The organism is Streptomyces sp. NPDC053750 (assembly GCF_044544295.1).
Lineage (GTDB): Bacteria > Actinomycetota > Actinomycetes > Streptomycetales > Streptomycetaceae > Streptomyces.
In genome coordinates, this window is sequence record NZ_JBITXB010000032.1 from 1 (window position 1) to 15,184 (window position 15,184).

Below are 15,184 nucleotides of genomic sequence, written 5' to 3' on the forward strand. Positions count from 1 at the left end.
CCGGTCCGGGAGCAACGGCTCAATCCGCGCCCACTGCGCATCAGTCAACGGCACACCCGGACCAACGACCGACTGATCCAAACGAAACTGCCTAGGGCTACGCGACGCTGCCGACGGGGACATGCCCGGAGACGTGCCAGTCCCACAGCTGGTGGGCGATGTCCAGGCTGGGGCACCAGGTGACCTTGCGTCCGTCGCGGCAGATTTCGCCGGCACCCGGCGCGCACCGGCACACCACCCGGAACTGCCCGGCGCGCGCGGTCACGACCGCCTGCACGATCCGGCCCACGTGCGTGCCGTGGACGACATCCAGACGGATGGCCGCGGCGAGCTGTTCCGCTGTGACCACCTCCAGCCGGTCGACCGAGTCCAGCGCCTGGCAGACACCGCCGTCAGGGAGCGTGTACGACTTCACCGCCACCCACTGCCCGAGCCGGACCACGGCGCCGACCACTGCGGCACGCTCCTGCTCGGGGTAGCGCTGCATGACCAGGTCGCCCCGCCGGATGTGAGGGGTATCCGACAGACGCTGGAGCGAGCTCACCGAGACCTTCGCACTGACGCGGCCCTCGAGCCGCGCGGACTCCACGGTCCACACACCCGGCCCGGGCTTCATCAGCTCCCACTCGCCCGGCCGGCCCTGCACCTCCACGATCTCACCGGCACTGAACATCCCGCCGTCCGGCGGAGAGTTGGGGGTCCAGAGCATGGCCTGAGTAGACGTCACCACTTCTTCCCAGCTTCCTTTCCGTATTCATTCGAGGGACCTCGAAGCCGCGAGCCGTCGGCCCGGCCCGCCTTCTTGGAGGCGGGCCGGGCCGCAATTGGGCAAGCGCGTTTCGCTGGGCCGGTCAGCCTTGGGCCTTCGCCGCCTCGGCGGTGAGCTCGTGGTGCACGCGCAGCGCCGCGGCCGCGTACGCCACGGGCGACGGGTTGGCACCCTGCACGCCCGTCATCGCCGCAAGGAAGCGTGCGTAGAGGGCCTGGTCGGCGTCGTCGACGACGTCCTCGATCAGCTTGAACGCGCTCGTTGCGAAGCGGCGGATGGCCAGCGGTCGGGCCTTGCGGCCGGCCGTGCCCTGCCTGTCGCGCTCCACCACACACTCGGCGTGAGTGTCCGTCAGAGCGAGCACGCGCAGCATCCGCTCGCGGTCGACCATGTCGGGGGCCATGTCCTGCCACAGCTGCCCGACCCGGACGGGTCCGACGGCGGAGGAGACGGGGGAAGGGCTGGTACTCATGAGGAACTCCTCAACAGGGGCGAAGGATTGGTGCCGGGCGGGCGCCCGGGGGCAAGCGGAGGATCGGGGGACTCAGGCCGTGGTCCCGGGGACGGGAGCCTTGAGGATGCGGAGGTTCTCCGCCTGGATCTCGGCGCAGAACCGGCAGATGAGCACCCACAGCGGCATGGACAGCCCGTCGAGCTGGTCATGGAGCAACCGGGCGGCTTCGTGCATGCCGTGCTGGGCGCGGACCACGTCCATCGAGTCCAGGCCGCGCGCTCTGCGCTCAAGGGACCGGCCGGCGCTGAGCAGGAGGTCGTGGGCCTCGCGGCTGACCGTCTCCAGCCGCAGCGGATGCGCTGGGGTGAGCCGGGACGGCGGCGGCGGGGCCGGGTCGAAGGAGGTCGGCCGGGCCGCGCTGTAGCGCGTCGCCCACAGCTCGACCATGTAGACAGCGGCGGCCTGCCAGGCCGCTTCGTCGTGCTCGCCGGTGCGCTCCTGGAACGTCGCGATCGCCCGGTCGAGGAGGATCTCGGCGCGCTCCAGTGCCGTGCCGTGGCCGAGGCGGAAGTCTTCCAGGGCCTTGGCGGTCTCGATCACGTGCACCTGGGCTGCGGGGGCGTGATCGGTGAGACTGCGGCGCATCAGGATGTCTCCGGCCTCCACGACGATCCGCGAGCCCGGCGCGGCGGGCTCCCCTGGTTCGGGGGACAGATAGGGCATGGCTGTCGTACTCCTCAGGTGTCATGTCGGTCGCGGGATGCAGATCCCGGCGGGCCCGAAGACGGGCAAGTCTCGGCGCGTGCCGTGTCGTTGCGGACAAGGCCGCCTTCTCGTTTCTCCTCCGGGCGGCCCCAGCCAACGCTTAGTGACAATACATCTTGAAATCTAATCAGGCAACGATCACAATACATACTGGAATCTAAACAAGGCGCTTGCCTCCGCCGGCTCGGTGCGTTAGATTCGCGTTAGATTTGAACTCTGAGGGTGGAGGTGGAGATGGGGGCCAGCGACCCGGTGACGGCTGTACTCGACCGGATCTCGTTCGACGGTCCGGTGCCGCCACTGCCGGAACCGGCGGAACGGGTCAGGCTCCGGGAGGCGTTCGGCTGGACCGTGACGCAGATGGGCCAGGCCAACGACGTCCGCCGCGAGACGGTGTGGACCTGGGAATCGGACCCGCCCCGCACACCGCGCGGCGAGAAGGGGCAGCGGTACGCCAGGATCCTCGCCTACTTCGCCGCCGAGCTCGCTCGCGTCGGTGGAGAGGGTGGCTCCGCCACCTTGGAACCCGAGCCTGAAGGTGAGCCCGAGTCAGCGCCGGATGCGCTCGCCACGGAGGCGACTCCTCTCGAGTTCGAGTTCGACATCGAGGACCCTCCCGAGCTCGTCTGGCCGGACACCGAGCCCGCCCCGGCCCGCGCGGAGACGGCGGAACCCGAGTTCGACGAGCCCGGCTCCTGGACCGACCTGCCCGAGGGCGTCACCCGGCTGTGCGTCCGGTGCGGACACCCGACGTCCAGCGTCGTGGACGGCCAGCCCCGCCACGTTTACCTCCAGGCCATGGCCGCCATGGGCATGCCCCGCTGCGGCACCCGGCCCACCACGCAAGCCGAGCCCGCCTCCGTCCCGCGCACCGAGACGGCGCCCACGCCCGCCGTTGCCCCTCCCGCCCCCGCGGCGCCGGCGGTCGCCGCACCGGTGGCCACCCCGGCACCGGCCCTCCCCGCTGCCGCCGCACCCGCCGGCCGTCCGCCGGCCGCACCGCGCCGCCCGGCCACCGCTCCGGCCTCCCGCCGTACGAACCGCACGGCGAAGAAGCCGGCCGCGAAGCCGGTGCCGCCGGAGTACGCCGACGGCCCTCTGGCCGTCCTCGGCATCACCGACGGCGCCCTGACCGCGCACCTCGCTGATGGCCGCACCGTTCCGTGCCCGGCCAAGACCCTCCAGGCCCTGGCCGCGTGGGCACTGGACAAGCGGAAGATCCGCCTGGGCGCGGCCAAGGTCCACGACAACGGCTTCGACCAGGACCCGCTGATCATCCTCACCGAGGGCGCCGTCGCCCACTTCGGCCTGCCCACCAACCTCGCGGACCAGGAAGACCTCCGCCTGCCCGCCGACCACAAGGCCCTCAAGAGCCTCACCAAGGCCGGATGGGAACTCACCAAGGCGGGGTTCGGCCCGTGGCCGCGGATCTTCAAGCGTCTCGACGGCAAGCGCCACTGCATCCAGCTCTTCCTCACCCCGTGGGGCGCCCTGGAGAGCCGCGTCTGGGGCCCGGCCAGCGAGCTGCCCGCAAGCGACCTCGCCAGGATGCTTGGCACCTACGCCCGCCTGGTCATCACCCCCCGCGGCACCGTCGCCGTCACCGGCGAGGAGCTCATGACCTCGCTGCGCCCGCCCACCAAGGCCGAGTGGAGCCAGGACGAGGGCAAGTACGTCTCGGCGAAGGTGCCCCACACCCTCCACACCCTCGTCGACCCCGCCCCGTGCGAGGCCCCCGACGAGCACCCCGTCGTCGCCGCCGACTACCCGGAGGAAGGCTCCCGGCCCGCCAGCGAGGCCCTCGACGAGGAAGCGTGCATCTGGGTCCGCCCCGCCGACCTGATCACCGACGCCGAGCGGGCGTGCACCCACGTCGCCGCCCTGGACGTGCAGGTCGCCTTCCTCGCGGCATGCCGCCGGCTGCACGTCGGCACCGGCCCCGCCATCCACTACCCCCGCAACCCCGCCTTCGACCCCGACCTGCCCGGCTCCTGGTATCTCGACCTCTCCCACGTCGAGACCGACCCGCGCCTGCCCAGCCCCTTCACCTCCAGCGGCGAACGCCCCGACGGCCCCGGCTGGTACGCCACCCCCACCGTCGCCTACGCCGTCGAACTCGGCGCCGACGTCCGACCGATGGAGGCATGGGTCCGCGAGACCCACAGCCCCTACCTCCAGCCCTGGTACGACACGCTGCGCGACGCCTACCTGACCGTGATGGCCGAACTCGGCGTCACCCAGGACCTCGACGACGAAGCCTTCCTCGCGGCCATGGCCGTCTACAAGGACGGCGACCCGCTGCTGGTGACGCTGGCCAACGCGATCAAGGCCACCGCCAAGTCGGGCATCGGCAAGCTGCGCCAGCGCCCCAACATGGGCGTCGACCACGTCTTCGGTGACCCGTGGCCGGCATTGAGGCGCCTGACGTGGCGGCCCGACATCCGTGCCATGATCCTGTCGAAGGCGCGGACCAACATGCACCGCAAGATGCACAACCTCGCCATCACGGCGGGCCGTTACCCCCTCGCGGTCAACAACGACTGCGTCGTCTACGCCATCGACGGCCTGTCGCCGCTGCCCCTCCTCCTCGGCCCCGACGGCGAGCCGATCCGCGGCGGGTTCCGCCTCGGTGTCAACCCCGGCTCCGTCAAGCACCAGGGCTCCCAGACCATCGGCTGGGCGCTGGACCTGCTCGCCGACGGAGTGAACATCGCCAACGAGATCAAGGACGCCTCGCTCGTCCGCGTGGCCTGAGACCAAGGAAGCTGACTGACCGTGGGACTGATCGAAGACCGCCTGGACGAGGCCGCCGAGACCGCCTACTCACAGCCGATCCCCAAGACCCTCGGCGCCCGGATCCGTTTCCTGCTCAAGCAGGAGAAGGGCGTCAGCCGTGCTGAGGCCGCCCGCGCGGTCGCTGAGAAGATCGGCAAGTCCCAGCGCACCGTGGAGCGCTACCGCGACGACAAGATCAAGTCCACGAAGCCGGAGACCGCCGCCCTCGTCGAAGCCGAGGTCAAGAAGCTCTGGCAGCCGATCGTGAAGGCTAAGAAGCTCCAGGCCGCCATCACCACCGGCGGCATCAAGGTCGACGTACGTGCCAAGTTCGGGTTCACGTCCCCCAAGGGCACCACCAACGACCCCCGCTACCGTCGCCTCACCCGCCGCCTGGACGCAGCCACCGCAGCCGCCCTCTTCGAGGCCAAGACGGCCGGTGCCTCCGAGGAAGACCTCGCCCAGATCGTCGCTGACGGACTGCGCGACGACTACTTCACCGACGGCGGCACCCGTGCCACATCCCTTCAGCAGGTCGAGCTGACCGGCATCGACCACATCCGCTTCAGCATCACCTGACCGCCGACCGCCCCCGGCTGAGAGGACCGGCCACCCCGTGACCGCGACCACCGCCACCCCGCCGCCCCGGATCAGGCTGCGCCCGCACCAGTCCAAGGCCGTCCACGCCGCGCACACCGCGCTGCGCCACACCGCCCGGACCTCCGTCGTGATGGCCTGCGGCACCGGCAAGACGTACGTCGCCGCGCGCACCGCCGCCCGCGTCGCCCCCCAGGGCACCCGGCTGGTGCTGCTGCCCACCCTGGAACTCCTCGCCCAGACCATCGACGACTGGCGCACCGCCGGCATGAACGGCCCAGTCCTGGCCCTGTGCTCCAAGCGCCCCAACACCGCGGGCGAGCCGGTCGCGTTCACCACCGACCCGGCCGCCCTGGCCGCCACCGTCCGCCAGAACCCCGGCCTGACGGTGTTCGCCACCTACCACTCCCTGCACCGCGTCCAAGACGCCCACCACCGCTTCGCCCTCCCCACTTGGTCGCTGATCGCCATCGACGAAGCCCACCGCACCAGCGGTGACCTGGGAAAACGCTGGGCCGCAGTCCACGACGACGAACTGATCCCCGCGCACAAGCGGCTCTACCTCACCGCCACCCCGAGGATCTGGTCGGCCGGCGAGCCCGATGACGACGAGGACGACTCGCTCGTCGCATCCATGGACAACCCCGACCTGTACGGCGACACCTGCTTCCGCCTCCCACTCGCCGAGGCCATCGACATAGACCTCCTGGCCGACTACCGCGTCGTCGTCATGGAAGTCCACGAGGCGACCATCCGCACCCGGCTCGGTATCTCCGACAAGGCCACCGAAGCCGAACTGCGCCAGGCCGCGCTCCAGATCGCCGTCCTGCGCGCCATGGCCGAGCTCGACCTGCGCCGCGTCGTCTCCTTCCACCACCGCGTCGCCGACGCCCACGCCTTCGCCGGCACCCTCCCCGAGACCGCCGCCCTCCTCCACGCACTCGACGAGACCGGAACCAGCTGCCCCGACCCGGGCGAACTGTGGGCGGCCGGCCTCGACAGCACCATGGACCCCGCCTACCGCCGCGAGCTCCTCGACCGCTTCGACGGCCGCCCCGGCGAGTTCCTCGAGCCGGCCCACCGCACCGTGATCGCGAACGCTCGCCTTCTCGGCGAGGGCGTCAACATCCCCAGCATCGACACCGTCGTCTTCGCCGACCCCAAAGAGAGCATCGTCGACACGGTGCAGGCCGTCGGCCGGGCGCTGCGGCAAAAGCCCGGCCAGGGCAAGAAGGCCACCCTCATCGTCCCCGTGTACGTCGCCCCCGGCGAAGACGCCGACGACCTCATGGGCTCCAACCTGTATCGGCCGCTCTGGCGGGTCCTCCAGGCTCTGCGTGCACACGATGACCGCATCGCCGACCGTCTCGCCGTCCCCCAGCAGCCCGCCCACCCGGTCCCGGAAGACGAGGACGAGGAGTCCGGCGTGCCCGTGGACGTCGTCTTCGACCGGCCCTTCCCCGCCGACACCATCGCCCAGGCGTTCCGGCTGCGTGTCCTCCACCCCCGCGAAGCGTCCTTCCGCCGCGGCCTGGAAGCCGCCACCGCCTACCAGCAGCACCACGGGCACCTCGACGTCCCCCGGCTCTACGACGACGAGAACGGATTCGCACTGGGCCGCTGGATCAACCGGGCCCGAAAGGCGTACGCGGCCGGCACCCTCAAGCCCGCCCAGATCAAGGCCCTCGAACACCTTGGCATCATCTGGAACCTCCAGACCCAGGCCGCCGAACGCGGACTCCTCCACGCCCGCAACTGGGCCGCCCGCCACGGCCATCTCGCCGCCCCCACCGGCGAGATGGCCGGCGACTTCGCCCTCGGCCGCTGGCTCACCAACCGCCGGGCCGCCGCCCGCACCCGCGCGGACAACGGACTCGAACCCGACCCCACCGACACCGCGCTCACCGAGATCGACCCGTACTGGAACCCCGCCTGGTCGATCACCTGGCAGCGCCTCTACTACACCGCCCGCACCTACGCCGACGCGAGCATCACCCTCGACGACCTCCCCGCCGACTTCATCACCGACGACGACGAACCCCTCGGCGAATGGGTCCGCGCCCAGAGCACCGACTACAGCGAACTTCACCCCGACCAGCTCCGGCTCGTGCGCGAACTGGGCATCACCCTGATCGAACCCCCCGAAGAAGAACCGCCGCAGCCCACCGGCCGCGCCGCCCGCCAGCAGCGGCAGCTCGACCACGGCCTGGCGGCCGTCGCCGCCTTCCGCGCCCGTGAAGGCCACGTCCACATCCGCCAGCGCGACACCGTCACCGTCGACGGCGAGGAGTTCAAGGTCGGCCAGTGGCTCAAGAACCTCCGCAAACGCTGGGACACCCTGCCCTCCGAGCATCTGCAAGCCGTCACCGAGGCCGGGCTGACGCCCCACCCACCACAGCCGTCGACCGAGGACACCGCTTCAGCTGGCACCTGACACGGGCGGCCCGGGGGAAACTTGCTCACCGATCCCCGGCTGGGCGACCGTGTCCAATCCGGCCGACGGCTGGTTGTCGGTAGTGACGCACTTCGCGTGCTCCTCGCCGACAGACCGGAAGGCCACTGATGACCGACCAGCACCCCGGTACCGGCGACGGCGTACGCACCGCCGCCGCACACCTGGTAGCGGCCTTCACCCACCTCGGAGCGGAGCACAAGGCCCTGACGGCCGAACAGGAACAGCCCGCCAACAAGGACATCAAGAGCACGGTGCGCCGAATGACCGGCGAGATCGGAGAGACAAGCCGCATCCTCGCCCACGCCACCACCGCGCTCGCCACCGTGCACGGGATGCGCACGCTCGGCATCACCGGACAGATGGCCCGCGACGAGACGGGCGCCCCCTACAGCCCGCTCGTCAGCCTCGCCGATCCCGACGAGCAGCTGTACGAAGCGCTCAGCCTCGTCCAAGCCGCCGCCCGGCACCTGGGCAGCGCGTACACCCCCACCAGGAAACACCCCGAACTGGCCGGCGTAAGGCAGCCCGCGCAGATGCGGACGGTTCTGACCCGCATGCGGGACGCCGTCACCGTACTGTCCGCGGAGCTCGCCGCCCGGGGACGTGGCGAGCCCACCGAGTTCGCCGAGTGCGTCAACTTCCTCGAGGACCTCGCCGAGCGGACGTGTCCCGGCCTTCCCGCCCAAGCAGGGCCGAGTGCCCAGGAGGTGACCGCCGCGATCCTCGCTGATCCCGGTATCGCCCGCGCAGCCGCCGCGGCGCTCGAGCACGTCCCCGGCTGACGCCAGGCCCGGGCCGTGAGCGACCCGCCGCGGCACCGGGGCGCAGCGTTGTCAGACCCCGGTGACAGGATGGCGCCAGAAGAGTCGTGGCCGCCCAGCGGGCACGGCACCCCGAGCATCACGGAGCACCGCCCATGAACCGCAGTGAGCTGATCGCAGCCCTCGCCGAGCGCGCCGAGGTGACCCGCAAGGACGCCGACGCCGTGCTGGCCGCCCTCGCCGAGACCGTCGGCGACGTCGTCGCCAAGGGCGACGAGAAGGTCACCATCCCCGGCTTCCTGACCTTCGAGCGCACCCACCGTGCCGCTCGCACCGCCCGCAACCCGCAGACCGGCGAGCCGATCGAAATCCCGGCCGGCTTCAGCGTGAAGGTCTCCGCCGGCACCAAGCTTAAGGAAGCCGCGAAGGGCAAGTAGGCGCCAGCCTCCCGCGGGCAGCGACCCGGCACCGAAGAGCCCGAGGCCCGCTGGACGGCACAACTTGCACGCCTCACCCGCGCGGGAGCCGGATTGGTGTCCCGCCCACGGGGTAGAACGGACGCCGGACGCCCTTCGATGACGGAGGGCACCACCCACAGACCGACCGGGAACACCCGGCGATTTCGAAGGACAGACGCATGGCCAGCGGCACCGTGAAGTGGTTCAACGCCGAGAAAGGCTTCGGCTTCATCCAGCAGGACGGCGGTGGACCGGACGTCTTCGCGCACTACTCCAACATCTCCGGCAACGGATTCCGCGAGCTCCTCGAAGGCGAGCAGGTCACCTTCGACGTGACCCAGGGCCAGAAGGGCCCCCAGGCCGAGAACATCGTCCGCCGCGGCTGACCCCGGAAGATGCGCGCCGCCCCGCGACGGCCACTGTGTAGAGTGGCGTCACCGACGCGGGGTGGAGCAGCTCGGTAGCTCGCTGGGCTCATAACCCAGAGGTCGCAGGTTCAAATCCTGTCCCCGCTACTGACCGAAGGGCCCGGATCCGTCCGGGCCCCTCGCCGTTTCCGAACCCCGCACAGCCAAGGGGGCCAACGGCCTCCTCGCCTCCTTCCGGCGCAGCTGCCCGGGGCCTCTCCCCACAGTCAGGCGTCATTCCGGCATCGGCGGAGGTCACAGGAGCCGGGCCCGGCCGTACCGGGCCCTGGCAGCATCCGCGCTCAGACCGTGCGGGCGCCCGATCTGCTCCCAGGTGGCGCTCACTTCCCGATCCGCGATCACCGCGCACCGGACCAGCTCGCTGGTCAGGTGCCGGAAGTCCGCGGCCGCAGTGCTGTGCATCCCCGCGTCGGCCCGCTCGTTGCCGACCGCGTCGGCCAATAGCAGCTCCAGGGCCTCACACCGGGCCCGGATCTCGCGCGAGATCTGCAGCAGAGCGATCCGGGCCCGGAGTGCAGCTGCCGCCCGCCGCCGCTCCCGGTACGCCTCTTGCCGGCAGGGACGCGGACGAGGGCAGTACCGGCGCCGCCGCCCGCCGGGAAGCCTGGCGCCACACCACGCGCATGTGTCGTCCATATCCGAAGGATCCCCCCGGAACAAGATGACAGCACCTGGCCCACCGCCTTCCGGTAGGCCCAGCGTGGCCCGCCGCACACGTGCCGCAATCACATTCGCATGCCGTTGACCTGCAAAGACACCAACTGGAGTGCGGGTCGCAGTCCCGCTGCCGGCATCGCTCCGCCCAGCCCCGGCAAGGCGTTTTCGTATGCTCCGCCGCACCGCGGGCACGCCCTCGCCTGCGGCGCGCCTGGAGCCGGCCGGCCCAGCGCCCAACCACGCAGGGCTGGAGGATTTGATGCGCGGCACGACGGTCGCCGGCCGGTACCGGCTGAAGGAGCCGATCGGCAGCGGAGGCATGGGCACCGTGTGGCGCGCAGAGGACCTCCACGAGAACCACGACCTCGCCCTCAAGATCATTGCGGTGGGGGAGGGGGACCCGGTGCGGGAAGCGGCCTTCCGCCGCGAGGCGCAGGTCGCCGCGCGCCTGTCCCACCCGCACGTTGTCGCCGTCCGGGAGCACGGCGCCGCCGACCTCGACGGCCGCCGGATCCTCTTCCTGGCCATGGACCTCGTCGACGGACGGCCGCTGAACACCCTCACCGGCCGCCCGCTCCCCGTCGCCCAGGCCCTGACCTGGGCGATCCAGATCAGCCAGGCCCTGGAGGCCGCCCACCACCGCGGTATCGTCCACCGCGACCTCAAGCCGTCCAACGTCCTCGTCGACCAGGCCGCCGGCAACGCCGCGAACTGTGCGACTTCGGCATCGCGCGTCTTGCCGATGCCACCCACCACACGCTGACCGTGACCGGCGTCGCCATCGGCACCCCCGCCTACATGTCGCCCGAGCAGGCCCGCGGAGACACCACGCTGAGCGCACCCAGTGACCTCTACTCGCTCGGCTGCCTCCTCCACGAGCTGCTCACCGGCCACGTCCCCTTCACCGGCACGGGCTGGCAGGTCCTCAACCAGCACGTCCACGACGCGCCGGCCCCGCTGTCCGCCCTGCGCCCCGGTGTTCCCCGCGAGCTCGAGCAGCTGGTCCTGGAGCTCCTCGACAAGAACCCCGACCGCCGGCCGACCGCGGCCGACATCCGCATGCGGCTCACCCGGCTGAACACCGCGCTGGTCGCCTTCGCCGACGCACCCACCGCGACAGCGCCCCGGCGCACGCCCACGCTGGTCGCCACCACGACCTCCGTCAGCCGCCATCGCGAGCGGGGCGTCCGCAGCAGCACCGTGTGCGCGGCCGGCCTGACCGCGGCCGCCGTCACCGGCGCCCTCTCGCTCACCACCACCGTGCCGACGCCCTGGACGACCAGCCTGGGCACTCTCGCTGGGCTGTTGCTCGCCGTCCTCTACCTTCTCGATCCGCCCGAGCCACCGCACCCCGGGCAGCTGAGGATCACCACGGCCGCCCTCATGACCCTCCTGCTCCTCACCGGCGGCGCGGCGCTCGCCGTTCTCGTCACCGACCTCTCCTTGTGGGCGTACGCCCTGGCCATCAGCGTCCTCGGCGGGCCCACCCTGGTCGCCTGCACCAGCGGTGTGCGCCGCCTGGTCGAGCACACGTTCCACCGCTCGGCCTGGCACGGCGACCTCGCGGCGACCGCCGGTGGCCTGCAGACCGCCGCCGTGCTGCTCGCCGCCGACCATGCCGGCCTTCCGCCTTTCACCCTCATCGCCGCCGGCGCCGTGCTGTGGCCGGCAGCAGCACTTCTCACTGCGGTACTCACAACGCGCCGAACCCGCCACGACCCTCTTGCGCCGGCCCGGAGCGGAATTGCCGGGACCCGGCGTGTCACCGGGCCTCGGTCCGCCGTTACCCGCACATGACCGACGCCACGACCTTCAGCGGCGAGACGATTCCCCGCGCCGTGATCGACCAGCTCCTGGCCACCGCCGACTGCGCCACCGGCGTCCGCGCCCTCGCGAACACGACCCTCACCGAAGAAGCGGGCTACAAGTACGGCCTGGCCTACGGACTGTCCGGGGGCCGCGACCTTCTCGATGATGCCCACGGCGCCAGCATCGACAACCTTCTCGGTCACGCGGCACCGGCAGTCGTGGCCTTCGCGCTGCACCACCTCGGTGCACTGCTGCCCGACCTGACGAGCGAGCAGTGGGAGCGGCTCGATGCCGCCGCCATCGCCCTGCACTCCCGGATCTGCGAGGACCTGACCGGAGCGAATGGCACCGGTGAGGATGCATCCCAGCCCCTCGCACCCGAACCTGATGAACTCCGGACCGCCGGGCGGAGGCGGGCACCGGCTCCCACCAGCGGCCAAGCGATCACCGGCATCAATGTCAGTGGTCGCCCTTATGCTGCGCCGCACAGCGAGGCACGACCCCGCTCACCCTTCACGAGCGGGGAGTTGGACCCATGGCGCGCATCGGCCGACCGCGGAAGGACCCCCGCGAGCCGGAAGAGATCATGCGGGCGGCGGGACTTGAGCCGCTGGAGCCCTACCCCGGCAGCTCCGCCCCGTGGCGGTGCCGCCATACGGCGTGCGGGCGGGAGGTCACCCCCCGCCTGAGCAACGTCACCAAGGGACAGCGCGGCTGCGTCTACTGCTCCGGGAGGGCCCGTATCGAACCCGAGGCCGCGGCCAGCGTGATGCGGGCGGCCGGCCTGGAACCTCTGGAGCCCTATCCCGGCAGCGACCGCAAGTGGCGGTGCCGCCACCTCGCATGCGGACGCGAGGTCACACCCACCTACGTCCGGATCAACTCCGGTACGGGGCCCTGCCGGTGGTGCGCACCGAACGCGCCGGTCGACCCGGACGTCGCCGCGGCCGACATGCGGGCCGCGGGCCTGGAACCCCTCGGCCCGTACCCGGGAGTGGACACGCCGTGGCCCGTCCGCTGCCGGACGTGCGGGGCGCCCGGGGCACCCACGCTGGGCTCCATCCGGCAGGGACAGGGCGGCTGTTACCCCTGTGGCCGGCGCAAGGCCAACGAGTCGATGCGCCACGACGCCGAGACCGCGGCCGCGGTGATGCGGGAAGCGGGCCTGGAGCCGCTGGAGCCGTACCCGGGGACCGCGTTCCCGTGGAAGAGCCGCTGCGCCACGTGCGGGTCCATCGTCTCCCCCCGCCTGGGTTCCCTGACCGGCCAGAGCCGGCGTCCGGCCTGCAAGCGGTGCGCCGACCGGGCCAACGGCGAGGCGCAGCGCCACGACGAGGACCTGGCCGTCGCCGAGATGCGCGAGCACGGATTCGAACCCCAGGAACCGTACCGCGGGGTCAAGTACCCCTGGCGGTGCCTGTGCCATGGCTGCGGCAGTATCACCTCGCCGACCTTCGGATCCATCCTCGCCGGCCAGAGCGGATGCCGGCGCTGCGCCGACCTCCGCGCCGGCGCCGCCCGACGGGAAGACCCCGAGCGCGCCGCCGCCTCCATGCGCGGGGCCGGCCTCGAGCCCCTGGAGCCCTACACCACGACCATGACGCCCTGGCGCTGCCGCTGCACCACCTGCGGCCGCACCTCGACCCCCACCCTGGCCAAGATCCGCAGCGGCCGCGGATGCAAGTACTGCGCCCGCTTCGGCTTCGACCGCGCCGCGCCCGCCCGCGTCTACGTCGTCACCCACGCACAGCACGGCGCCGTCAAGATCGGCGTCGCCGGCGCCCTTCAGCGCAACGACCGCATCGCCCAGCACCGCCGCCTCGGATGGACCCTGTTCTACGAACACCACGTGCCCACCGGCGACGATGCCCTGGCCGTGGAGCAGACGATCCTGCGGCGCCTGCGCGCCGCCGGGCACGGCGTCTTCCTCACCGCCGTCCAGATGCCCAACGGCTGGACCGAGACGTTCGACGCAGCCCGCGTCACGGCCGCCCAGCTTCGGGACGCGATTCGAGAACACCAGCCCACGCCGACCCCTCCCGAGCCGCTGACCCTGTTCTAGCGGCCCAGCCGGGCCGGGGAGCAGGCCAACCTCGGCGGGTCGGGGCGGTGATGGGGCGGGCTATGCCGCGCCCTGGAGGGGGAGGGCCGCCGCGGCGGCCTGCTTGGCGGACTCCAGCGCCTTGGTGAACGTCGAGGCGACGACGGCGGCCTCGTCGGTCAGCGCCGCAATCTCGGCGACCGCCAGGTCGTCGACCGTGGTGCGGGCAAGAAGGTCGAGGAGTTCGTCGCTGCCCGCGTCCAGCCGCTCAATCTCCCGTACCTCGGCGTAGCGGGCGTCGGCCTCGGCGACCTGTGAGGCGTAGGCCTCCAGCGCCGCCACCCGCCGCTCGATGCCCTGCAGGCTCGTCGCGAGCACACGCCGGCGAGAGGCGAGCAGCTCGGCCACCGTGGCGTTGTCCGTCTCCCGGGGCGCCCCGTTGTCCTTGCGGGCCACGCGGCTGTAGTTCCGCAGGTCTTGGGCGATCGCCCACTCCTGACGGGGGAATGCCGCCTTGTTGCGCTGGGCGTCGAGCCACTTCTCGCAGTGCACCCTGGAGTCGAGCACGGCCGTCATCGCCCCCCGCGCACGTGCCAGGAGTTCCTGGGCCTCGGCGGTCAGCTCCCTCGGATGAACGAGGTGCTGCTGGACGGCGGCGAGCCGGCGCAGCTGCCCGTTGTAGAGCGCCCGATCGGCGATCAGACCGGAGCAGAGCACGGCCACGACGCCGGCGGCCAGCGGCCACACGGACAGCAGCGTGTGCGCCAGGTCGACGGCCTCCTGCAGCTTCCGGTCCAGCGTGCCGACGAGGGTGGAGGAGTCGGCGGCGGGATCCGCGATCTCGAGGCCACCGGTCCACCACCACACCACACCGGCAACCGCGACGCCCACTCCGCCGCGCGCAAGAGCGGGGACGGCCGCCCACAGCGGGTTGGACGGGCGGCCCACATAGCGGCGAGGGTCCTCCAGGGCCTGCCGCAGGACCTTCCGGGTAGCGTCCGAGAGCTCCGCATCCGGGTCAAGGACCGGGCGCGTCGCGCTGTCCACGGGCTTCTTGGACTCCGCCACCGCTTCCTCCCCCTGCACGAACACAACCCGCTCGGCCATGCTCCGCCTGTCCCGCGGCGACCGCGCGGTCGCGGGCCGACCTATCAGTCGGCGCCACGGTACGTGATCGCCTTCCGGCGCCAAGGCGATTGGACTTTCAAGTGCTTC

Annotated in this window: 14 protein-coding genes and 1 tRNA gene; 10 read left to right on the top strand and 5 right to left on the bottom strand. The window is 71.7% G+C overall.

Features of this window, described 5'->3' with window-relative positions; all coding sequences use genetic code 11:
• Window positions 1-97: 97 nt before the first annotated feature.
• The 3 genes from ACIGO6_RS39300 to ACIGO6_RS39310 all read right to left on the bottom strand — a co-directional run bounded on the left by ACIGO6_RS39300 (window position 98) and on the right by ACIGO6_RS39310 (window position 1,946).
• A complete protein-coding gene (locus ACIGO6_RS39300) occupies window positions 98-709 on the bottom strand; it encodes a hypothetical protein (RefSeq protein WP_399885213.1) in 612 nt (203 codons plus the stop codon).
• A 142-nt stretch (window positions 710-851) separates the two neighbouring features.
• Window positions 852-1,241, bottom strand: coding sequence for a DUF6354 family protein (locus ACIGO6_RS39305; protein ID WP_053760165.1), 390 nt, complete (start codon window positions 1,239-1,241; stop codon window positions 852-854).
• A gap of 72 nt (window positions 1,242-1,313) precedes the next feature.
• The gene (locus ACIGO6_RS39310; protein ID WP_399885215.1) at window positions 1,314-1,946 is read right to left on the bottom strand and encodes a hypothetical protein; all 633 of its coding nucleotides are present in this window, start codon (window positions 1,944-1,946) and stop codon (window positions 1,314-1,316) included.
• 276 nt (window positions 1,947-2,222) lie between these two features.
• On the opposite strand from ACIGO6_RS39310, the gene tap reads away from it, so the two are divergent.
• From tap to ACIGO6_RS39345, 7 genes are all read left to right on the top strand, one after another.
• On the top strand, window positions 2,223-4,742 hold the full coding sequence (gene tap, locus ACIGO6_RS39315; protein ID WP_399885218.1) for a telomere-associated protein Tap: 2,520 nt from the start codon (window positions 2,223-2,225) through the stop codon (window positions 4,740-4,742).
• Window positions 4,743-4,763: 21 nt separating this feature from the next.
• Window positions 4,764-5,342, top strand: coding sequence for a telomere-protecting terminal protein Tpg (gene tpg, locus ACIGO6_RS39320; protein ID WP_030578356.1), 579 nt, complete (start codon window positions 4,764-4,766; stop codon window positions 5,340-5,342).
• 37 nt (window positions 5,343-5,379) lie between these two features.
• Window positions 5,380-7,794 (top strand): Helicase associated domain protein, encoded by a 2,415-nt coding sequence (locus tag ACIGO6_RS39325; protein WP_399885221.1) that lies wholly within the window; start codon window positions 5,380-5,382, stop codon window positions 7,792-7,794.
• Window positions 7,795-7,922: 128 nt separating this feature from the next.
• Complete coding sequence (locus ACIGO6_RS39330; RefSeq protein WP_399885223.1) at window positions 7,923-8,597, top strand: hypothetical protein; 675 nt, start codon at window positions 7,923-7,925, stop codon at window positions 8,595-8,597.
• Window positions 8,598-8,731: 134 nt separating this feature from the next.
• Window positions 8,732-9,013 carry an HU family DNA-binding protein gene (locus ACIGO6_RS39335; protein ID WP_399885225.1) on the top strand — a complete coding sequence of 94 codons (282 nt, stop codon included), beginning with the start codon at window positions 8,732-8,734 and terminating at the stop codon, window positions 9,011-9,013.
• Between the two features lie 200 nt (window positions 9,014-9,213).
• The gene (locus tag ACIGO6_RS39340) at window positions 9,214-9,420 is read left to right on the top strand and encodes a cold-shock protein (protein WP_030578348.1); all 207 of its coding nucleotides are present in this window, start codon (window positions 9,214-9,216) and stop codon (window positions 9,418-9,420) included.
• Window positions 9,421-9,475: 55 nt separating this feature from the next.
• Window positions 9,476-9,549 (top strand) — tRNA-Met (locus ACIGO6_RS39345).
• A 147-nt stretch (window positions 9,550-9,696) separates the two neighbouring features.
• Here the strand turns inward: ACIGO6_RS39345 and ACIGO6_RS39350 are convergent.
• Window positions 9,697-9,903: a hypothetical protein gene (locus ACIGO6_RS39350; protein WP_399885227.1), complete on the bottom strand. Its 207-nt coding sequence runs from the start codon at window positions 9,901-9,903 to the stop codon at window positions 9,697-9,699.
• Window positions 9,904-10,378: 475 nt separating this feature from the next.
• On the opposite strand from ACIGO6_RS39350, the gene ACIGO6_RS39355 reads away from it, so the two are divergent.
• From ACIGO6_RS39355 to ACIGO6_RS39365, 3 genes are all read left to right on the top strand, one after another.
• Entirely contained in the window at window positions 10,379-10,882 is a 504-nt protein-coding gene (locus tag ACIGO6_RS39355) for a serine/threonine-protein kinase (protein WP_399885229.1), read from the top strand.
• A gap of 2 nt (window positions 10,883-10,884) precedes the next feature.
• A complete protein-coding gene (locus ACIGO6_RS39360) occupies window positions 10,885-11,916 on the top strand; it encodes a protein kinase (RefSeq protein ID WP_399885231.1) in 1,032 nt (343 codons plus the stop codon).
• 547 nt (window positions 11,917-12,463) lie between these two features.
• Window positions 12,464-13,990 (top strand): hypothetical protein, encoded by a 1,527-nt coding sequence (locus tag ACIGO6_RS39365; RefSeq protein ID WP_399885233.1) that lies wholly within the window; start codon window positions 12,464-12,466, stop codon window positions 13,988-13,990.
• A 60-nt stretch (window positions 13,991-14,050) separates the two neighbouring features.
• Here ACIGO6_RS39365 and ACIGO6_RS39370 read toward each other — a convergent pair whose 3' ends face one another.
• Complete coding sequence (locus ACIGO6_RS39370; RefSeq protein WP_399885235.1) at window positions 14,051-15,076, bottom strand: hypothetical protein; 1,026 nt, start codon at window positions 15,074-15,076, stop codon at window positions 14,051-14,053.
• Window positions 15,077-15,184: the final 108 nt, after the last annotated feature.

Bases quoted from the DNA above. Each gene is read 5' to 3' on its own strand.
- ACIGO6_RS39330 (WP_399885223.1), top strand. From the start codon at position 7,923: ATGACCGACCAGCACCCCGGTACCGGCGACGGCGTACGCACCGCCGCC.
- ACIGO6_RS39370 (WP_399885235.1), bottom strand. From the start codon at position 15,076: ATGGCCGAGCGGGTTGTGTTCGTGCAGGGGGAGGAAGCGGTGGCGGAG.
- ACIGO6_RS39310 (WP_399885215.1), bottom strand. From the start codon at position 1,946: ATGCCCTATCTGTCCCCCGAACCAGGGGAGCCCGCCGCGCCGGGCTCG.
- ACIGO6_RS39300 (WP_399885213.1), bottom strand. From the start codon at position 709: ATGCTCTGGACCCCCAACTCTCCGCCGGACGGCGGGATGTTCAGTGCC.
- ACIGO6_RS39365 (WP_399885233.1), top strand. From the start codon at position 12,464: ATGGCGCGCATCGGCCGACCGCGGAAGGACCCCCGCGAGCCGGAAGAG.
- ACIGO6_RS39335 (WP_399885225.1), top strand. From the start codon at position 8,732: ATGAACCGCAGTGAGCTGATCGCAGCCCTCGCCGAGCGCGCCGAGGTG.
- ACIGO6_RS39340 (WP_030578348.1), top strand. From the start codon at position 9,214: ATGGCCAGCGGCACCGTGAAGTGGTTCAACGCCGAGAAAGGCTTCGGC.
- tap (WP_399885218.1), top strand. From the start codon at position 2,223: ATGGGGGCCAGCGACCCGGTGACGGCTGTACTCGACCGGATCTCGTTC.
- ACIGO6_RS39305 (WP_053760165.1), bottom strand. From the start codon at position 1,241: ATGAGTACCAGCCCTTCCCCCGTCTCCTCCGCCGTCGGACCCGTCCGG.
- ACIGO6_RS39355 (WP_399885229.1), top strand. From the start codon at position 10,379: ATGCGCGGCACGACGGTCGCCGGCCGGTACCGGCTGAAGGAGCCGATC.